The sequence below is a fragment of the Paracoccus yibinensis genome, from assembly GCF_030846195.1.
In the GTDB taxonomy this organism is placed as follows: Bacteria; Pseudomonadota; Alphaproteobacteria; order Rhodobacterales; family Rhodobacteraceae; genus Paracoccus; species Paracoccus yibinensis.
In genome coordinates this window covers 178866-194160 of sequence record NZ_JAVCWH010000003.1, presented here as the reverse complement: position 1 = coordinate 194160, position 15295 = coordinate 178866, and the positions used below count along the sequence as shown (strand labels likewise).

11 protein-coding genes are annotated in these 15295 nt (G+C 64.0%); 2 read left to right on the top strand and 9 right to left on the bottom strand.

Annotation, left to right across the window (positions count from 1 at the left end; translation table 11 throughout):
* Positions 1 to 18 precede the first annotated feature (18 nt).
* Genes RAH32_RS08095 through RAH32_RS08055 form a run of 9 tightly spaced genes read right to left on the bottom strand, consistent with a single transcriptional unit; the run spans position 19 to position 4648 of the window.
* Positions 19 to 630: a hypothetical protein gene (locus RAH32_RS08095; protein WP_306606945.1), complete on the bottom strand. Its 612-nt coding sequence runs from the start codon at positions 628 to 630 to the stop codon at positions 19 to 21.
* Between the two features lie 8 nt (positions 631 to 638).
* Positions 639 to 1364 carry a flagellar basal body L-ring protein FlgH gene (gene flgH, locus RAH32_RS08090; RefSeq protein ID WP_306606943.1) on the bottom strand — a complete coding sequence of 242 codons (726 nt, stop codon included), beginning with the start codon at positions 1362 to 1364 and terminating at the stop codon, positions 639 to 641.
* A 9-nt stretch (positions 1365 to 1373) separates the two neighbouring features.
* The gene (flgA, locus tag RAH32_RS08085) at positions 1374 to 1790 is read right to left on the bottom strand and encodes a flagellar basal body P-ring formation chaperone FlgA (RefSeq protein ID WP_306606941.1); all 417 of its coding nucleotides are present in this window, start codon (positions 1788 to 1790) and stop codon (positions 1374 to 1376) included.
* Positions 1787 to 2572 (bottom strand): flagellar basal-body rod protein FlgG, encoded by a 786-nt coding sequence (flgG, locus tag RAH32_RS08080; RefSeq protein WP_306606939.1) that lies wholly within the window; start codon positions 2570 to 2572, stop codon positions 1787 to 1789. Before flgG ends, flgA begins: the two co-directional genes overlap by 4 nt.
* Before the next feature lie 11 nt (positions 2573 to 2583).
* Complete coding sequence (locus RAH32_RS08075; RefSeq protein WP_306606937.1) at positions 2584 to 3300, bottom strand: flagellar hook-basal body complex protein; 717 nt, start codon at positions 3298 to 3300, stop codon at positions 2584 to 2586.
* A 2-nt stretch (positions 3301 to 3302) separates the two neighbouring features.
* A complete protein-coding gene (locus tag RAH32_RS08070; RefSeq protein WP_306606935.1) occupies positions 3303 to 3569 on the bottom strand; it encodes a flagellar biosynthetic protein FliQ in 267 nt (88 codons plus the stop codon).
* Positions 3570 to 3572: 3 nt separating this feature from the next.
* The gene (gene fliE, locus RAH32_RS08065; RefSeq protein WP_306606933.1) at positions 3573 to 3857 is read right to left on the bottom strand and encodes a flagellar hook-basal body complex protein FliE; all 285 of its coding nucleotides are present in this window, start codon (positions 3855 to 3857) and stop codon (positions 3573 to 3575) included.
* A 12-nt stretch (positions 3858 to 3869) separates the two neighbouring features.
* Positions 3870 to 4262 carry a flagellar basal body rod protein FlgC gene (flgC, locus tag RAH32_RS08060; protein WP_306607712.1) on the bottom strand — a complete coding sequence of 131 codons (393 nt, stop codon included), beginning with the start codon at positions 4260 to 4262 and terminating at the stop codon, positions 3870 to 3872.
* Positions 4262 to 4648, bottom strand: a complete 387-nt coding sequence (locus RAH32_RS08055) for a FlgB family protein (RefSeq protein ID WP_306606931.1) — start codon at positions 4646 to 4648, stop codon at positions 4262 to 4264. The genes flgC and RAH32_RS08055 overlap by 1 nt, the downstream gene beginning before the upstream one ends.
* On the opposite strand from RAH32_RS08055, the gene RAH32_RS08050 reads away from it, so the two are divergent.
* Positions 4620 to 4931, top strand: a complete 312-nt coding sequence (locus RAH32_RS08050; protein ID WP_306606930.1) for a hypothetical protein — start codon at positions 4620 to 4622, stop codon at positions 4929 to 4931. The two genes, RAH32_RS08055 and RAH32_RS08050, sit on opposite strands and share 29 nt — an antisense overlap.
* Before the next feature lie 1019 nt (positions 4932 to 5950).
* A complete protein-coding gene (locus RAH32_RS08045; RefSeq protein WP_306606929.1) occupies positions 5951 to 15244 on the top strand; it encodes a peroxidase family protein in 9294 nt (3097 codons plus the stop codon).
* Positions 15245 to 15295 lie beyond the last annotated feature (51 nt).

The following is a 15295-nucleotide window of genomic DNA, read 5'->3' as shown; positions in this document are numbered from 1 at the left end:
TCCGCGCCGATGCAACCGTCAGCCCGCCTGTCGGGCGATATCCTCGATCAGCACTGCCTTGACGGTCAGGTCGGTGCTGGCCTGCGCCGCCTTCTGCAGTCGTTCGCGCAAGGGGGCCAGCCGGGCTTCGGACGTGAAGTTGCCGTCGAATCCGCCTGTATTGGCGTGGATCAGCAATTCGCGCAGCAGCGCATCGCGCAGGCGGTGTTCCTGCTGCTTCATGGCGGGCAGATCGGCGCCGCCCGTCTCGATCGTCAGGGTCAGGATCATCACCGCGCCCATGTCGCCGTTGCGCATCAAGGGCACGAAGAATTGGGACGGGAAGGTGAACCATCCTTCGGCCGGAACCGCGCCCTCGCCCCCATGCCCGCCACCGCTGTCATCGCCGCCACCATGATCGGCCGCCGCGGCAGCGTGGTCCTCGGCCGGGGCAGGGGCTGCGTGATCCGAGGCTTCCTCGGCCGCATGAGCGGTGCCCGGGTCGGCGGCTTCCGCGCCGCCATGTTCGCCGGCAGGGGCTTCGGCTGTGGCATGGTCGGCCCCTTCGGGCATGGGGCGCAGCATGTCGCCCGCCGCGACGCCCCCGGCAAGGGCCACAACGGGAATCAGCATGGGCAGGAATTTCTTCATGGGCGACCTCAGTAAGGCAGGATCGCGTCGGCGATCTGCTGGCCGAAGCGGGGCTGCTGGACATCGGTGATCTGCCCGCGCCCGCCATAGGAAATCCGTGCGCCCGCGATGCGGTCATAGGCGATCTCGTTGCTGCGATCGATGTCGGCGGGACGCACGAATCCGCTGACGGTCAGTTCGCGCAGTTCATAGTTCACGCGCACCTCTTGCGTGCCTTCGATCTGCAGGGTGCCGTTGGGCAGGGTGTCGATCACCGTGGCGGCGACACGCAGCGTCAGCTTGTCGCGGCGGGTGATATTGCCGGTGCCCTTGTAGGTCGAGGAGGACTCCGCCTCGGCCAGGGTGTCGAAGCTGGCGCCTTCGGGCAGCTTCTCGTTCAGGCGCTGCGGGATGCCGATCATCTGCGGGATGGAAACGCTTTCGCCCGACTGGCGGCTGCGCCCCGAGGTGTTGGTCATCTGCGCCTCGTCGTCGATCTCGATCACCACGGTCAGGATATCGCCACGCGTGGCCGCCCGCCTGTCGCTGATCAGGGACGAGGTGGTGCCGGCCCAAAGTGACGCTGCGGCCTCGGGACGGCCCGAATCGACGGGAATCTCCAGCGGCGGGTTGGTCATGGCGATGAATTCCTCGCTGTTGCGCGGAGAGGTCAGGCTGGGCGGCTTGCCCATGTGATCGGCGCGTGCGCAGGCCGACGCTGCCAGAACAAGGCAGAGCAGGGGAATCGTTTTCATCGGTGGTCCTTACTTCATCGCCAGGAGGCTGCCGTCCTGCTGGACGACGGCGCTGATCGTTGCACGGGATTCAAGGTTCATGACGCGGATCACGTCGCCCGCCGCGCCGTCCGACAGCGTCCGCGCGGTGGTGACGATCCGCAGGGCGCCCCGCTGGAAGACCAGCGGATGCATCTGGTTGCGCCCGATCAGTTTGGGCGCCTGCAAAAGCGAGGCTTGCAGCGGGCGGCCTTCGTGAATGGTGATGCGGGTTTGCAGACCGATCGCTTCGGATGGGTCCGAGAGGCCGGGTCGGTCGCCGTCGATGGCGCGCAGGTCGCCTGCCGTGATGACCGTGCCCGCAGGCAGGGTGCGCGCCGCCGCCAGGACCGCGGCCGAGGCGGGCAGGGGCGCAAGGGCCAGAAGCAGTGCCAGCCAGCGCATCATCGCACCTGCGTGGTGGCCGCCAGCATCTGGTCGGCGGCGGTGATGACCTTGGCGTTCAGTTCGTATCCACGCTGTGCCTTGATCAGTTCGGTGATCTCGCGCACGGAATCGACCGAACTGTCCTCCAGATAGCCCTGGCGCAGCGTGCCCAGCCCGTCCACGCCAGGTGTGGTCACCTGGGGGGTGCCCGATGCAGCGGTTTCCAGAAACAGGTTGGACCCGATCGCTTCCAGCCCCTTTTCGTTGGAAAAGCCTGCCAGCGTCAGCTGGCCCAGCAGTTCAGGTTCGACCTGGTCGCTGAAATAGGCGTAAACCTCGCCCGCCGCGTTGATGGAAATGGTGCTGGCGTCGTCGGGGATGGTGATGCCCGGCACCACCGGATATCCGTCCGACGTCACGATCAGCCCATCAGGCGACCGCTTCAACCCGCCGTCGCGCGTATAGGCCGAGATGCCGGAAGGCAGCGTCACCTCGATGTAGCCTTCGCCGTCGATGGCCAGGTCCAGGTCGCCCCCGGTCTGGGTCAGCGCGCCTTGTTGCAGATTGACGCTGACCGCCGTGGGGCGTACACCCAGGCCAAGTTGGACGCCCGCCGGAATGACGGTGCCGTCTGCGGCCGTGACCGTGCCGGGGCGGGTCGCCTGCTGGTAATGCAGGTCGGCAAATTCCGCGCGCCGGGCGTTGTAGCCGGTGGTGGACATGTTGGCCAGGTTGTTCGAGATGACCTCGACGCGGGTCTGCTGGGCGCTCATGCCGGTGGCGGCGATTTGCAAGGCTCTCATCGGTGGTCCTTTCAGCGGGTCATGCCGGCGATCGCGCTGCGGATGCGCTGATCTTCGCGGTCAAGGAAGGATTGGCCCAGTTCATACGCGCGCTGGACCTCGATCATGCGGGTGATCTCGAAGACGGAATCGACGTTGGATTCTTCAAGGAAGCCTTGGCGGATGCGGGCATCCTCTACCGGCTCGGGCTGGTCGTCGGTGGTGAAGGACGTGCCGCCCTGGTGGGTCAGTTGCGCATCCACGGGGGCGGTGAAGACGCCGATCTTGCCGAAGGCCACGCCGTTTGCGGACAGGGTACCGTCCGCGCCGACCGCGACCTCGCTGGCGCCGGCGGGAACGATGATCGGTGCCATCCCCTCATCCAGCAGGCGGAAGCCGTCGGCGGTCATCAGTTCGCCCTCGGCGGATGGCAGGAAGGCGCCCGCGCGGGTCAGGCGGTTGCCGTCGGGCGTTTCGACCAGAAAGAAGCCGTCGCCTTCGATGGCCAGGTCATAGTTGCCGTTGGTCTGGGTCAGCACGCCCTGGTTCAGATCCAGCATCCGCCCGCGCGCATGGGCCATCGACAGCGTATCGCCACCGCGATCAAGCGCCGACAGGTGTTCGGCGAAGATCACCCCTTCGCGGCGAAAGCCGGTAGTGTTGGCATTCGCGATGTTGTTGGCCACCACCCGCATTTCCGCCATCAGCCCGGCCTGCCGGGTCAGCGTCGCATAGATCGCGTTATCCATGGTCAGCTTCCCGCGATCAGGGGAATGATCTGCCCGACGTAGAAGTCGGACAGCGCGGTGGTCATGAAGCTCATCGTGACCCAGAAGACGGCCAGCATCAGCCCCACCTTGGGCACGAAGGTCAATGTCATCTCCTGCACCGAGGTGAGCGCCTGGAACAGGCCGATCACGACGCCCGCGATCAGCGCGACGGCCAGCATCGGAGCCGAGATGCGGACCGAGATCAGCAGCGCCTGGCGCAGCATGTCGAACAGCAGCGTCTCATCCATGGATCACACCGGCATCCGCAGGATTTCCTGATACGCCTCGACCACCTTGTCGCGGATGGCGACAACGGTTTCCAGGGCGACCTCGGCTTCGGCGATGGTCTGGACCAGGCGGTGGGTTTCCACCTGTCCTGTCATGGCGCCGGTCGCGACCTGATCGACCTTGCCCATCTGGGCTGCGAAATCATCTGCGGCGTTCGACAGGGCCTGAACGGCGGGGGCGGGCTGGCCCGGCGCCACGGCGGTGCGGGCGGCGGAATAGGCACTGGCTGCATTCAAACTGGTAAACATGGGCGTCCCTTTCTAGCGGCGCAGAAGTTCCATGAGCGATGCGCCCATCTGGCGCGTCTGCTCGAACATTTTCAGGTTGGCCTCGTAGCTTCGGCCCGCCTCGCGGGAATCCGCGATCTCGATGACCAGATCGACATTGGACCCCAGGTAATAGCCGTCCTCGTCGGCCATCGGATGCGAGGGGTCATAGAGGCGCGGCAGTTCCTTTTGGTCCAATCGCAGCTTCGATGCCTCGACCTCGCCGGTCGGACGGCCAAAGCTGGTCGCTTCCTCGAAGGTGACAAGCTTGCGGCGATAACCGGGTGTGTCGGCATTGGCGATGTTTTCGGCCGTGTGGCGCAGGCGTTCGCTTTGCGCACGCATTCCCGAGGCGGCCAGGTGCAGGGCGGAAACGGGGCGATCCATCATGCCCTCCGCCCGATGCTGGTGCGCATCAGATCCAGCGCCGAGCTGTAGATGCCCAGCGACAGATCGTGGCCGCGCTTGACCTCGGCCGCCTTCAGCATCTCCTCCTCGAGCGACACGGAGTTGCCATTGGGCGACACCCCCGTTTCATTGGCCGTCTGGCGTGTCAGGGGCGACCATTCGGGCGTGGCCAGATGGCGCGGGTCGGTGGTCCGCATCGCGGAGAACGCCGCGCTGCGATAGCTGTCGGCGAAGGATGCCACATCCTTGGCCTTGAACCCGGGGGTATCGGCATTGGCCACGTTGCGGGCCACGACAAGATGCCGTTCGCTGGCATGGGCCCCCAAGGCGCGGGCCATGCGCATCATTTCGATCTTTTCAAACATGAGGCTTCTCCTCATTGGCGATAACCCGGTCTTAACCGCGATTCGTTTAGAAACGGTTGAGAAGCCAGAAATTTGGCGCGACGTGCCGGAGAACCTCAATCTTGCCAGTTGCTTAATCTTTCGGAAAACCACCAAGTCCCTGGAATCGAAGCCTCGACATCAACTCGGCAAGATCGAACCAACCCAGAAAGACTCGGAGATCGCCGGCCGAGAGCCGAGGAGGGCGTCCGATTCCAAGGGGCATCCGCCGCGGGTGATTCCGGCGGGTGGGCGGGTCAACTGATGGAGCTTCCTTGCATCATGCCCCATGAACAATGACGATGCTTGGCCGCCACTTGGGAAGCGGTCCCCCATCGTTTCCTGATCCGCATGGCCGGCCAGTCTGGCGGCACAGGACTGTGCTTCGGATGGCTCCGATCGGAAGCCGGATGGCAGACATCCATTTCATGCGGAGGGCACAGGGTTAACTCTGCCTCCTCTTCGAACTCTGCGCCATGCTTTGGTCGGCCAGACTCACTTGCACTGATAACGTTCACCCGCTCCAGCGCCAGGATCATCCAAGCTTCAGGAAATCTGGCCGGTTGTCGGCCAAAGCTCGCCCGCGTCGTCGATGCCCCGCCTGCCGTTCGGACCTATGGATGCAGTGTCCTGCATTAAGTCCCCCATGATCTGCGACTTTAGGCTGAGATGATCCAACATGCAGGCACGTTGCCAAAGCAGCCTGCAGAACGGGCGGGCCTTGTTTGGTCATCCGCCAACGGACTCAGATAGGTTAACTTTTGCTGTCGGGAAATTGATTGGCAGAGCTCTAAACCTTGTACAAATGCATTTTATGGTGATTCGACACCACCCTCGCCAAGAATAACCACTTTTGTAATTTAAACCGATGGTTGAAACAGAAACGTCTCTTGCAAGGAATGCAGCAATAATAAGTTAGCTGGTATTATGACGAAGGGCTGAATTTTCGGCCTTTTGGACCCGGACTAAATTTTATTCTAGACAGACGGAAGTCTGAAGTCCTTAATCAAAGGACGAGAGGTGGAGAGGGATCATCGCCTGACGATTTTGTAGCCCTTCCCAGGAGCGATTTTCAATGGCCTCCCGGGATGTATAACGTGTACGTGCTGTCTGCACAGGTGCCTCACTGGGTGGGGAATAAGCGTTGCCCACGAACGGCATGGCCGTTTTGCAACGTAACACGGCTCCTTTGTGGAAATCACGACATTCGATAATGAACCAAATCCGCCTGACTTATCAGCCGGATTAGAAAATCGTGTGTTTGCGCCTGAAAGGGAGGGTGCCATGGCTGTAAAACTGAACCAACACGACCTGCAGTTCATTTTGAAACAAATCAAGATCGCAGAAGCGCATGCCGCGGGAACGCCGCTGGATCAGCAGATTGCGCAACCGCATCTTCCCTATGGGCTTCGGACGGTCGATGGCAGCTATAACAACCTGATCGAAGGCCGCGAACTCTGGGGTGCCTCGGACCAGATCATGCCGCGGATGCTGGATCCGGAATGGCTGAACGAACAGGACGAGAATCCGATCGACCTGAACGGGCCGGCGCCGGGGGGACAGCTTGGCAACACCGACTATGGCGCCGATGGCGACGTGGTCGATACCGATCCGCGCATCATCACGAACCTCATTTCGGACCAGACGCTGAAGAACCCCGCCGTGATCATCGCGGCGCTGCAATATGCCGAATACAATCCCGCCGCCAATGGCGAGACGAGCATTCTGGAAGCCGTGGCTTCGATCCAGGCCGAGCATGACGCCTATGTAGATGCCGCCGGCGCCGCAGTGCAGGCGGCGATTGAGGCGCTTGCCCCGGGGGCCACTGCGGCGCAAAAGGCTGCGGCGGCCGCTGCCGCCATCGCGTCGCCCGAGATTGCTGGCCTGAAGACCGCGCTTTATGACCGGCTGTCCGAAGACTATGGCATCGAGATGGACGGCAACAGCGTCGTGCTGCCGAACGTGGCCCCGGACGAGGGGCTTTCGGCGCCGTTCAACGGCTGGATGACCTTCTTCGGCCAGTTCTTCGACCACGGGCTGGACCTGATCCACAAGGGCGACAACGGCACGATCTTCGTCCCCCTGGCCGCCGATGACCCGCTTCGCACCCACGGCCCGGATGGCATCGCGGGCAGTGGTGACGAGGTGCCGCCCAGCCGGGCCTTCATGGCGATCACGCGCCTGAAGCCCGAGGCGGGTCCGGGCGCGGACGGGGTGCTGGGCACCGCCGACGATACGATGGAGGCCAAGAACAAGACCACGCCCTTCGTCGACCAGAACCAGACCTATACCTCGCATCCCTCGCACCAGGTGTTCCTGCGCGAGTACAAGATGGTGGACGGCAAGCCCATGGCGACGGGCCATCTGCTGGACGGAGCCAATGGCGGGCTTGCGACCTGGGCGGATGTCAAGAAGCAGGCGGCCGAGAAGCTGGGGATCGAGCTGACCGATTACGACATCATCGGCGTGCCGCTGCTGCGCACCGATCCTTATGGCGAATTCATCCGTGACGCGAACGGCTTTCCGCAGGTGGTCTATAACGTCGGTCCCGATGGGATCCCGAACACTGCAGACGACCTGACGGCAAGCGGCACGCCGGACACACCGCTGAACCTGACAACGCTGAACGGCGGACTTGGCCCGGTCCGCACCTCGCACCAGTTCCTGGACGACATCGCCAACAACGCGAACCCGTTCGGCAGCGGGCCGTCGATCCTGCAGCCCGACATCGACACCGAAACCGACGAGTTCGGCAATCCTCTGCCGCCGCCCCCTCCGGGAACCGCCGTTTACGACAACGAATTGCTTGACCGGCATTTCATCACCGGCGACGGGCGCGGAAACGAGAATATCGGCCTGACCGCCGTCCACCATGTCTTCCATTCCGAACACAACCGGCAGGTGGAGGATGTCAAGAAACAGATCATCGAGATCGCCCAGAGCGGCAGGGCTGCGGATGTCGCTTTCCTGAACGAATGGCTGCTTGTCGATGTTGCGCAGAACGTGGATCTGACCGACCCGAACGTTGTGGACAACCTGCAATGGGATGGCGAGCGCCTGTTCCAGACGGGCCGTTTCGCGACCGAGATGCAGTATCAGCATCTCGTTTTCGAGGAATTCGGCCGCAAGATCCAGCCGAACATCGACCTGTTCGTCTTCAACACCATCACCGACGTGAACCCGGCGATCTTCGCCGAGTTCGCGCATACCGTTTATCGGTTCGGCCATTCGATGCTGACCGACCACCTGAAGCTTCTGCCGCTGGATGCCAACGGCAATCCGGTTGGGCCGGATGGCAATCCGCTGTCGGACACGAACGGCGACGGCGTCACGGATGCCAAGGATGGCTGGGGCGTGGATGTCGGCCTGATCGAGGCCTTCCTCAACCCGGTCCTGTATGATCGGGATGGCACCATCACGCCCGAACAGGCCGCTGGCGCGATCATTCGCGGCATGACCTATGTGCATGGCAATGCCATCGACGAATTCACGACGGAATCGCTGCGCAACAACCTGCTGGGCCTGCCGCTGGATCTTGCCGCGATCAACATCGCCCGTGGCCGCGACGCCGGCGTGCCGTCCCTGAACGAGGCGCGGGAACAGCTTTATGCTGCCAGCAATTCAAGCTGGCTCAAGCCCTATGAAAGCTGGGCGGATTTCGGCGCCAACCTGAAGACGCCTGCCTCGATCATCAACTTCCTGGCAGCCTATGGCACCCATCCCGCCATCCTCAACGCGACTACGCTGGAGGAGAAGCGCGAAGCCGCGATGGAATTGCTGGGCTTCGGCGAATCGAGCGGAACCTCTACCCAGGCTGCAACGCTTGCGAATGCCAGCTTCGAAACGGATTCACTTGCTTCTGGACAGCCGGGCGTCATCACGCACCCGAACGGCAACTATACCACGTCCGCACCGACCGGCTGGACGCTGACGGGCGGCGAGGGCGGCCTGATCGACCCGGCCAACCCCGTCATCAACCAGGCGGGCATCGACGGGACCGCCGTGGCATGGATCCGCAACGGCGCCGTGCTGTCCCAAACCACCGGCCTGACGCTGGAGGAGGGGGCCAGCTATCGCCTGACGGTCGATGTGGGCGATCGGGCCGACCTGGGCTGGCCCGGCGGTCAGGCGCGTCTTGTCGATTCGAACGGGAATGTCCTGGCAAGCGTCGTGCTGCCGACCCCGGTTGACGGAAATTGGTCCACCGTCACGCTGGAAACCGCAGTGATCACCCCCGCCCAGGCCGGACTTGGGCTGCGGATCGAGATCGTGCATCCAGGCGGCACGGGCGACCAGATCCTGATCGACGACGTGCGCCTGGATATCGTGCGGCCCAGCGTGATCGAGGATCGGCTGGCCTTCCTCAACGGCACCGGCGCCTGGGCCGGGGTGGAAACCGGCCTGAACCATGTCGACCTGTGGATCGGCGGCCTGGCCGAAAGGATCATGCCCTTTGGCGGCATGCTCGGCTCGACCTTCAATGCCGTATTCGAACTGCAGATGGAGAACCTTCAGGAAGGCGACCGCTTCTATTATCTGTCGCGGACCCAGGGCCTCAACTTCCTGACCGAGCTTGAAGACAACACGTTCTCGAAGATGATCATGGCCAACACCGACCTGACCCAGCCGGGCCCGGACGGCATCCGCGGGACCGACGACGACGTCGTCACGCATCACATCGGCGTCGATTCCTTCGCCAAGTACGACGGCGTCCTCGAGGTGAGCGAAGCCGCGCAGATCGCGCTGGATCCCGAAGGCGACGATCCGTTCATGAACGCGATCCGTCCCAAGGTGCAGAGAAACGATCCCAACACGCCGGGGGCCGACACCAATTATCTCCGCTTCACCGGCGGCGAGCATATGGTGATGGGCGGCACCGAATACGCGGATACGATCATCGGCGGCGACGGCGATGATGGCATCTGGGGCGGCAATGGCGACGATCGGATCGAAGGCGGCCACGGGGTCGATCTGGTCATCGGCGGGGCAGGCGACGACATCATCACGGATTCGGGGGATACCGGCGACTTCCTCAAGGGTGGCAGCGGCGACGACGTCATCGCGAATTCGAACGGTCTCGACGTCCTCATGGGCGGGGATGGCAAGGACGTGTTCCTGGTCGGCGTCGATGCTACCGAGGTCTTTGGCGGCGAAGGCAACGACTTCATGCTGGGCGGCCTTGACCACGACTTCCTGATCGGCGGCGAGGGCGACGACTGGATGGAGGGCGGCGACGGCTTCGACATCCTGAACGGCGACAACTCGGAACTGTTCTTCAACTCGACCATCCTTGGCCACGACGTGATGTTCGCGGGCGAGAACGAGAATGACTTCGACGCCGAATCCGGCGACGACATCATGGTCCAGGGCGAAAGCGTCATGCGCAACGAGGGCATGTTCGGCTTCGACTGGGCGATCTACAAGGGCAGCGCGGTTGCGGCGGATGCCGACATGCGCATCCCGTTCTTCACCACCGTCTTCGACGACATCCTGCGCGACCGCTTCGACCAGACCGAGGCCTTGTCGGGCTGGATCCACAATGACATGCTGCGCGGCGACGACCGCGGTGCCGACGGCGAGATCGAGGTCGAGTTCAGCCTTGAGAACCACGGGCTGACCCAGGCAGGCGTCAACCGCATCGACGGGTTGCGCAACCTGCTTGGCATCAGCATCGAGGACGCGCCGACGGACCCGGACGTGGATCTGGAAAGCGTGGTCGCCTGGGCCGAAGGCAACCTGCTGCTGGGCGGTGACGGCAGCGACACCTTCGAAGGGCGCGGGGCCGACGACTTCATCCACGGCGACGCCTGGCTGAACGTCCGCATCCGCATCGTCGGCGACGGCCAGGCCAACACCCCCGAGAACGAACTCGCAACGGTCGATACGCTGAAGCACGTGTTCAGCCAAGCCGAGGCGAGCGCCCTGGGGCTTCCCGCAGGGTCGGCGGGCAAATCCCTCAGCGAGTTGCTGCTGGCGCGGGCGATCAAGCCCAGCCAGATGCATATCGTCCGCGAGATCAAGTATGCCGAGGATGCCAGCGACGACACCGACACGGCGATCTTCGCGGGCAACCGCGACTGGTACGAGATCACCCAGGTCGGCGACCGGACCTATGTGGCGCGGCGCGAGAATGAAAATATCGACCCCGCCATCGACGAAGGGACCGACACCCTGATCGGGATCGAGCGGATCCAGTTTGCCGATGGGATGTACACCATCCGCGAAACCGGCAACGTCGATCCGACCGGGCGCCTGACCATCACCGGCCTGCCTGCAAGGGAAGGCCAGATGCTGACCGTCAGTGCGGACCAGATCCGCGACCTGAACAACCCGGATGGCAGGGTCAGCCCGAACTCGATCAGCTTCCGCTGGCAGATCGAACGGAACGACGGCACCGGCGACTATATCGACATTCCCGGCGCCAGGGGCAACACCTTCACCCCGACCAACGACCACGACGGGCTGCGGATCCGGGTGCTGGGCACCTATGTCGATGGCGGCGGCGTGACCGAGATAGTCTCGTCGCAGCCGACCGATCCGGTGGGCGGCGTCAATGACGGCCCGACCACCGGGGGGCTTCTGATCAGCGACATGTCCCCCACCGAAGGCCAGCCGCTGACCGCGACCATCGCCTTTACCGACCCCGACGGCATGACGGATGCCTTCGAGGAAGGGTTGCTGAGCTATCAATGGCAGTTCTCGGCGGATGGCACGACCGGATGGCAGGACGTGCCGGCGGAGTCGGGCGGCAACGATCGCAGCTTCGTTCCGGGCGCGGCCCTGGTCGGCCAGCATCTGCGGATGCGGGTGGTCTATCAGGACGACCTTCTGAACGAGGAGACCGTCTATTCCGAGGTGACCGAGATCGTCGGCAACCACATCCAGAGCGATGCCGCAGCGATCGATGCGGGTAACGGAGACAGCGAGGGCGGCACGACCGTCGGCGATGACTTCGTTGTCGGCGGAGCGGGCAACAACACCGTCGATGCCGGGGCTGGAAACGACACCGCCAATGGCGGCGGAGGGAACGACGTCCTGAACGGCGGCACTGGCGACGACACCCTGAACGGCGGCGCTGGCGACGACGCCGTGAATGGCGGCGATGGCAACGACACCATCATCCACGGCAACGGCCAAGGCAGCGATGCCGTCAACGGCGGCGCCGGTCAGGACCGGCTGCGGATCGTTGAAAGCGTCATGGGCAACCCCGACACGGTCACCGTCACCCTGTCGGGCAGCACCATCGCGCAGGTCAATGGCACGACGGTGACGAATATCGAGGCAAACGAGCTTGACCTGGGGGGCGGCACCGACAGGCTGGTCTATGACACCGCCGGCAACGTGACGGTGAACCTGCTGTCCGGGGCGGCCACCGGCTTCTCGCTGACCCGCGGGGTCGAGAACGTCACCAGCGGCGGCGGGAACGATGTGCTGACGGGCAACAGCCTCGACAATAACTTCGACGGTGGAGGAGGCCGCGACATCCTGCGCGGCGGCTTCGGTGACGACACCCTTCTTGGCGCTGCCGGCAATGACGATCTGTATGGCGATGACGGCAATGATCTTCTGAACGGCGGTGACGGCGACGACCGCATCGATGGCGGCGCGGGCGTTGACACAGCCTCATATGCCGGTGCTTCCGCAGGCGTTACCGTTTCGTTGCTGGGACAAAACGGACGTCCAAGCTTCGAGGAGCAGCCTACGATCGGCGCGGGCACTGACCGGCTGATCGATATCGAGAACCTCGTGGGCAGCGCCCAGAACGACACGCTGACCGGCAACGCGGGTGCCAACCTCATCGACGGCGGCGCGGGTGCGGACGCAATGGCCGGGGGCGCGGGCGACGACACCTATGCCGTCGATAACACCGGCGACCAGGTGACCGAAGGGGCGAATGCCGGCGCGGACACCGTCCGGTCCTCTCTGGCCAACTATGTCCTGGGCAACAACGTCGAAAACCTGGTGCTTGCCGAAGGCGCCTTCAACGGCGAGGGCAATGCCCTTGACAACCGCTTCACCGGCAACGCGGGCAACAACGTGTTCGAAGGCTGGGGCGGCATTGACACCCTGGTGCTTGCCGGCGGCATCACCAGCCACACCTTCGCCATGGCCGCTGGAACCTTCCAGGTGACAAGCGCGGGGGGCGGCACCGACACGCTTGGGAACAGGATCGAGCGGGTCGAGTTCGACGGCGTGGCCTATACCTTCGTGCGCGGCACGAATGGCGGCAACACCGGGACCGGCGCCGTCGCGGGCGGCAACGAAAGGGAACTGCTGCTGGGCTTCGGTGGCAACGATGTCCTGAACGGCAATGGCGGCGACGACATCCTGGATGGCGGCATCGGCGCCGATGCGATGAACGGCGGCGCCGGGAACGACACCTATATCGTCGCTCAGGCTGGTGATCGCGTGAACGAGACGGGTGGCGACGGCACCGATACCATCCTGTCCGCGATCTCGATCAGCCTGGACGCAAGCGGGGTGCATGTCGACGGCGCTGTCGAGAACCTTGTGCTGACCGGCACCGGAAACAACAGCGGGACCGGAACCGCCCAGGCGAATGAGATCACCGGGAACTCGGGGAACAACGCTCTGACCGGTGCTGGTGGCAACGACATCCTGATCGGCAATGCCGGCACCGACAACCTGCTTGGCGGCGACGGCGACGACGTGCTTGAAGGGGGTGCGGGAAATGACGGGGTGAACGGCGGGGCGGGCACGGACACGGCAGTCTTCGCCGGCGCCGCAAGCGATTATACCTTCGACGTCACCGGAACCGGGCTTGCGAGGGTCATCCACCGGGCGGGGGGCAATACGGACACCCTGACCGGCATCGAGCAGATCCGGTTCGGCGATGGCGTTACCCGGTCCATCGTCACCGGCGGCGCGGTGGCGACCGGCGCGTCGATCATCTTCGGCACCGCCGCTGGCGAAACCATCATCGGCAGCAGCGGCGGCGATATCATCATCGGCGGCGTAGGCGATGACGTCCTGAACGGTCATGACCTCGGCGACGCGGATGACGACACCGCCGAGCCGCAGCTTGACGACGACATCTTCCTGTGGAGTCCGGGCGACGGCACCGACATCATCAACGGCGGCACCGAGGGGACGAACGGCGACCTGTTCCAGATCGTCGGCAATACCCAGGCCGAAACCTATCGCATCTACACATATGACGAAGCTGTCGCCCGCATCGGCTTTGCCGGCAGCGACGAAAGCGAGATCGTCGTCACCCGCCAGGTCGCGGGCGGCGCCGAGACCGTCATCGCCGAACTGACCGAGATCGAGGAGATCATGGTCAACGGCGGCGGGGTCAGCGGGAACACGCAGATCGGTGGCGACACCATCGAGATGTATGGCAACTTCGATGTCACCACCAGCCTGCGCCCTGACACGATCACCATCCAGGGATCAGGCGGGAACGACACGGTCAACATATCCTCGCTGTTGTCGAACCACCGGATCGTCTTCAAGGGCGCCGGCGGCAACGACACCATCGTGGGAACCCTGCGGCCGCAGGATGTGGTGGAACTGCTGCCCGGCAAGACGATCGACGATTACGTGTCCACCACCAACCCGGATGGCTCGACCACGATCTCGACCCAGGGCCATTCGATCACCTTCCGCAGCGATGGCGGCCTGCCCGGCTTCCAGTCGGACACGACCGGATCCGCGCCGCAGCAGCCCCCCGTGCCGCAACCCCCGGCACAGCAGCCCCCCGCCGGAACGGATGCCGTTCCTCCCGGGGTGGCCGGCTTCGACGCGATGGTGGCCCAGGCCGGTGCGGGCGTCAGCAACGGCAGCAAGGCGAACGACGTCATGTCCGGCGGTGCCGGCAACGACGTGATCCTTGCCGGCAGCGGCAATGATGAAGTGATGGGCGGCGCGGGGAACGACCCTCTCCACGGCGACGTCGGCAGGGACCGCCTGTTCGGTGAAGGGGGCAACGATCTGCTTCGTGGCGGGGCGGGCGGCGACGAACTGTTCGGCGGGGAAGGCAACGACACCTTCCTGGCGGAAGCTGGCGATGCCAACGACACCTATCATGGCGACAATGCGGATGGCGGCTTTGGCAGCGATACGCTGGACATGTCGTCGATCCTTGCCAACATCACGGCGGATCTTGGCAGCCGCGCCGGAAAAGGCGGCTCGGCGACAAGTTCCGAAACCGGAAGGGACATTCTCTACAACATCGAGAATATCGTGACCGGATCGGGCGACGACCAGATCACCGCATCCGACGCGGTGAACGTGATGGACGGCGGCGACGGCAAGGACGTCTTCCGCTTCCTGCTGTCCGAACATGCCGATGGCGACAGCATCGTCGGGTTCCAGCCTGGCGACCGGATCGACCTGACCTCGATCGACGCCAATATCGGCCTCAAGGGGAACCAGAACTTCACCCTTGTTTCCGGCGCATTGACGGAGGCGGGGCAGGTGATGGTGTCCCAAGAGGTCCGGGAGGACGGCGCCTATACCGTTCTAAGCGGCAACACCGACAATGATGACGAGGCCGAGTTCTCGATCAGCATTCGCGGAACCCACCAGATCACCGAAGCGCAGCTTGGCCTTTAGGTGATCGCAGGCAGCGGGCGGTATGCGCCGCCCGCTGCCATCCTGTTCTTT

What these genes read in the sequence shown, in the direction of transcription:
- RAH32_RS08095 (WP_306606945.1), bottom strand. Translation starts at nt 630, where the DNA reads ATGAAGAAATTCCTGCCCATGCTGATTCCCGTTGTGGCCCTTGCCGGG.
- flgH (WP_306606943.1), bottom strand. Translation starts at nt 1,364, where the DNA reads ATGAAAACGATTCCCCTGCTCTGCCTTGTTCTGGCAGCGTCGGCCTGC.
- flgA (WP_306606941.1), bottom strand. Translation starts at nt 1,790, where the DNA reads ATGATGCGCTGGCTGGCACTGCTTCTGGCCCTTGCGCCCCTGCCCGCC.
- flgG (WP_306606939.1), bottom strand. Translation starts at nt 2,572, where the DNA reads ATGAGAGCCTTGCAAATCGCCGCCACCGGCATGAGCGCCCAGCAGACC.
- RAH32_RS08075 (WP_306606937.1), bottom strand. Translation starts at nt 3,300, where the DNA reads ATGGATAACGCGATCTATGCGACGCTGACCCGGCAGGCCGGGCTGATG.
- RAH32_RS08070 (WP_306606935.1), bottom strand. Translation starts at nt 3,569, where the DNA reads ATGGATGAGACGCTGCTGTTCGACATGCTGCGCCAGGCGCTGCTGATC.
- fliE (WP_306606933.1), bottom strand. Translation starts at nt 3,857, where the DNA reads ATGTTTACCAGTTTGAATGCAGCCAGTGCCTATTCCGCCGCCCGCACC.
- flgC (WP_306607712.1), bottom strand. Translation starts at nt 4,262, where the DNA reads ATGGATCGCCCCGTTTCCGCCCTGCACCTGGCCGCCTCGGGAATGCGT.
- RAH32_RS08050 (WP_306606930.1), top strand. Translation starts at nt 4,620, where the DNA reads ATGCGCATCATTTCGATCTTTTCAAACATGAGGCTTCTCCTCATTGGC.
- RAH32_RS08055 (WP_306606931.1), bottom strand. Translation starts at nt 4,648, where the DNA reads ATGTTTGAAAAGATCGAAATGATGCGCATGGCCCGCGCCTTGGGGGCC.
- RAH32_RS08045 (WP_306606929.1), top strand. Translation starts at nt 5,951, where the DNA reads ATGGCTGTAAAACTGAACCAACACGACCTGCAGTTCATTTTGAAACAA.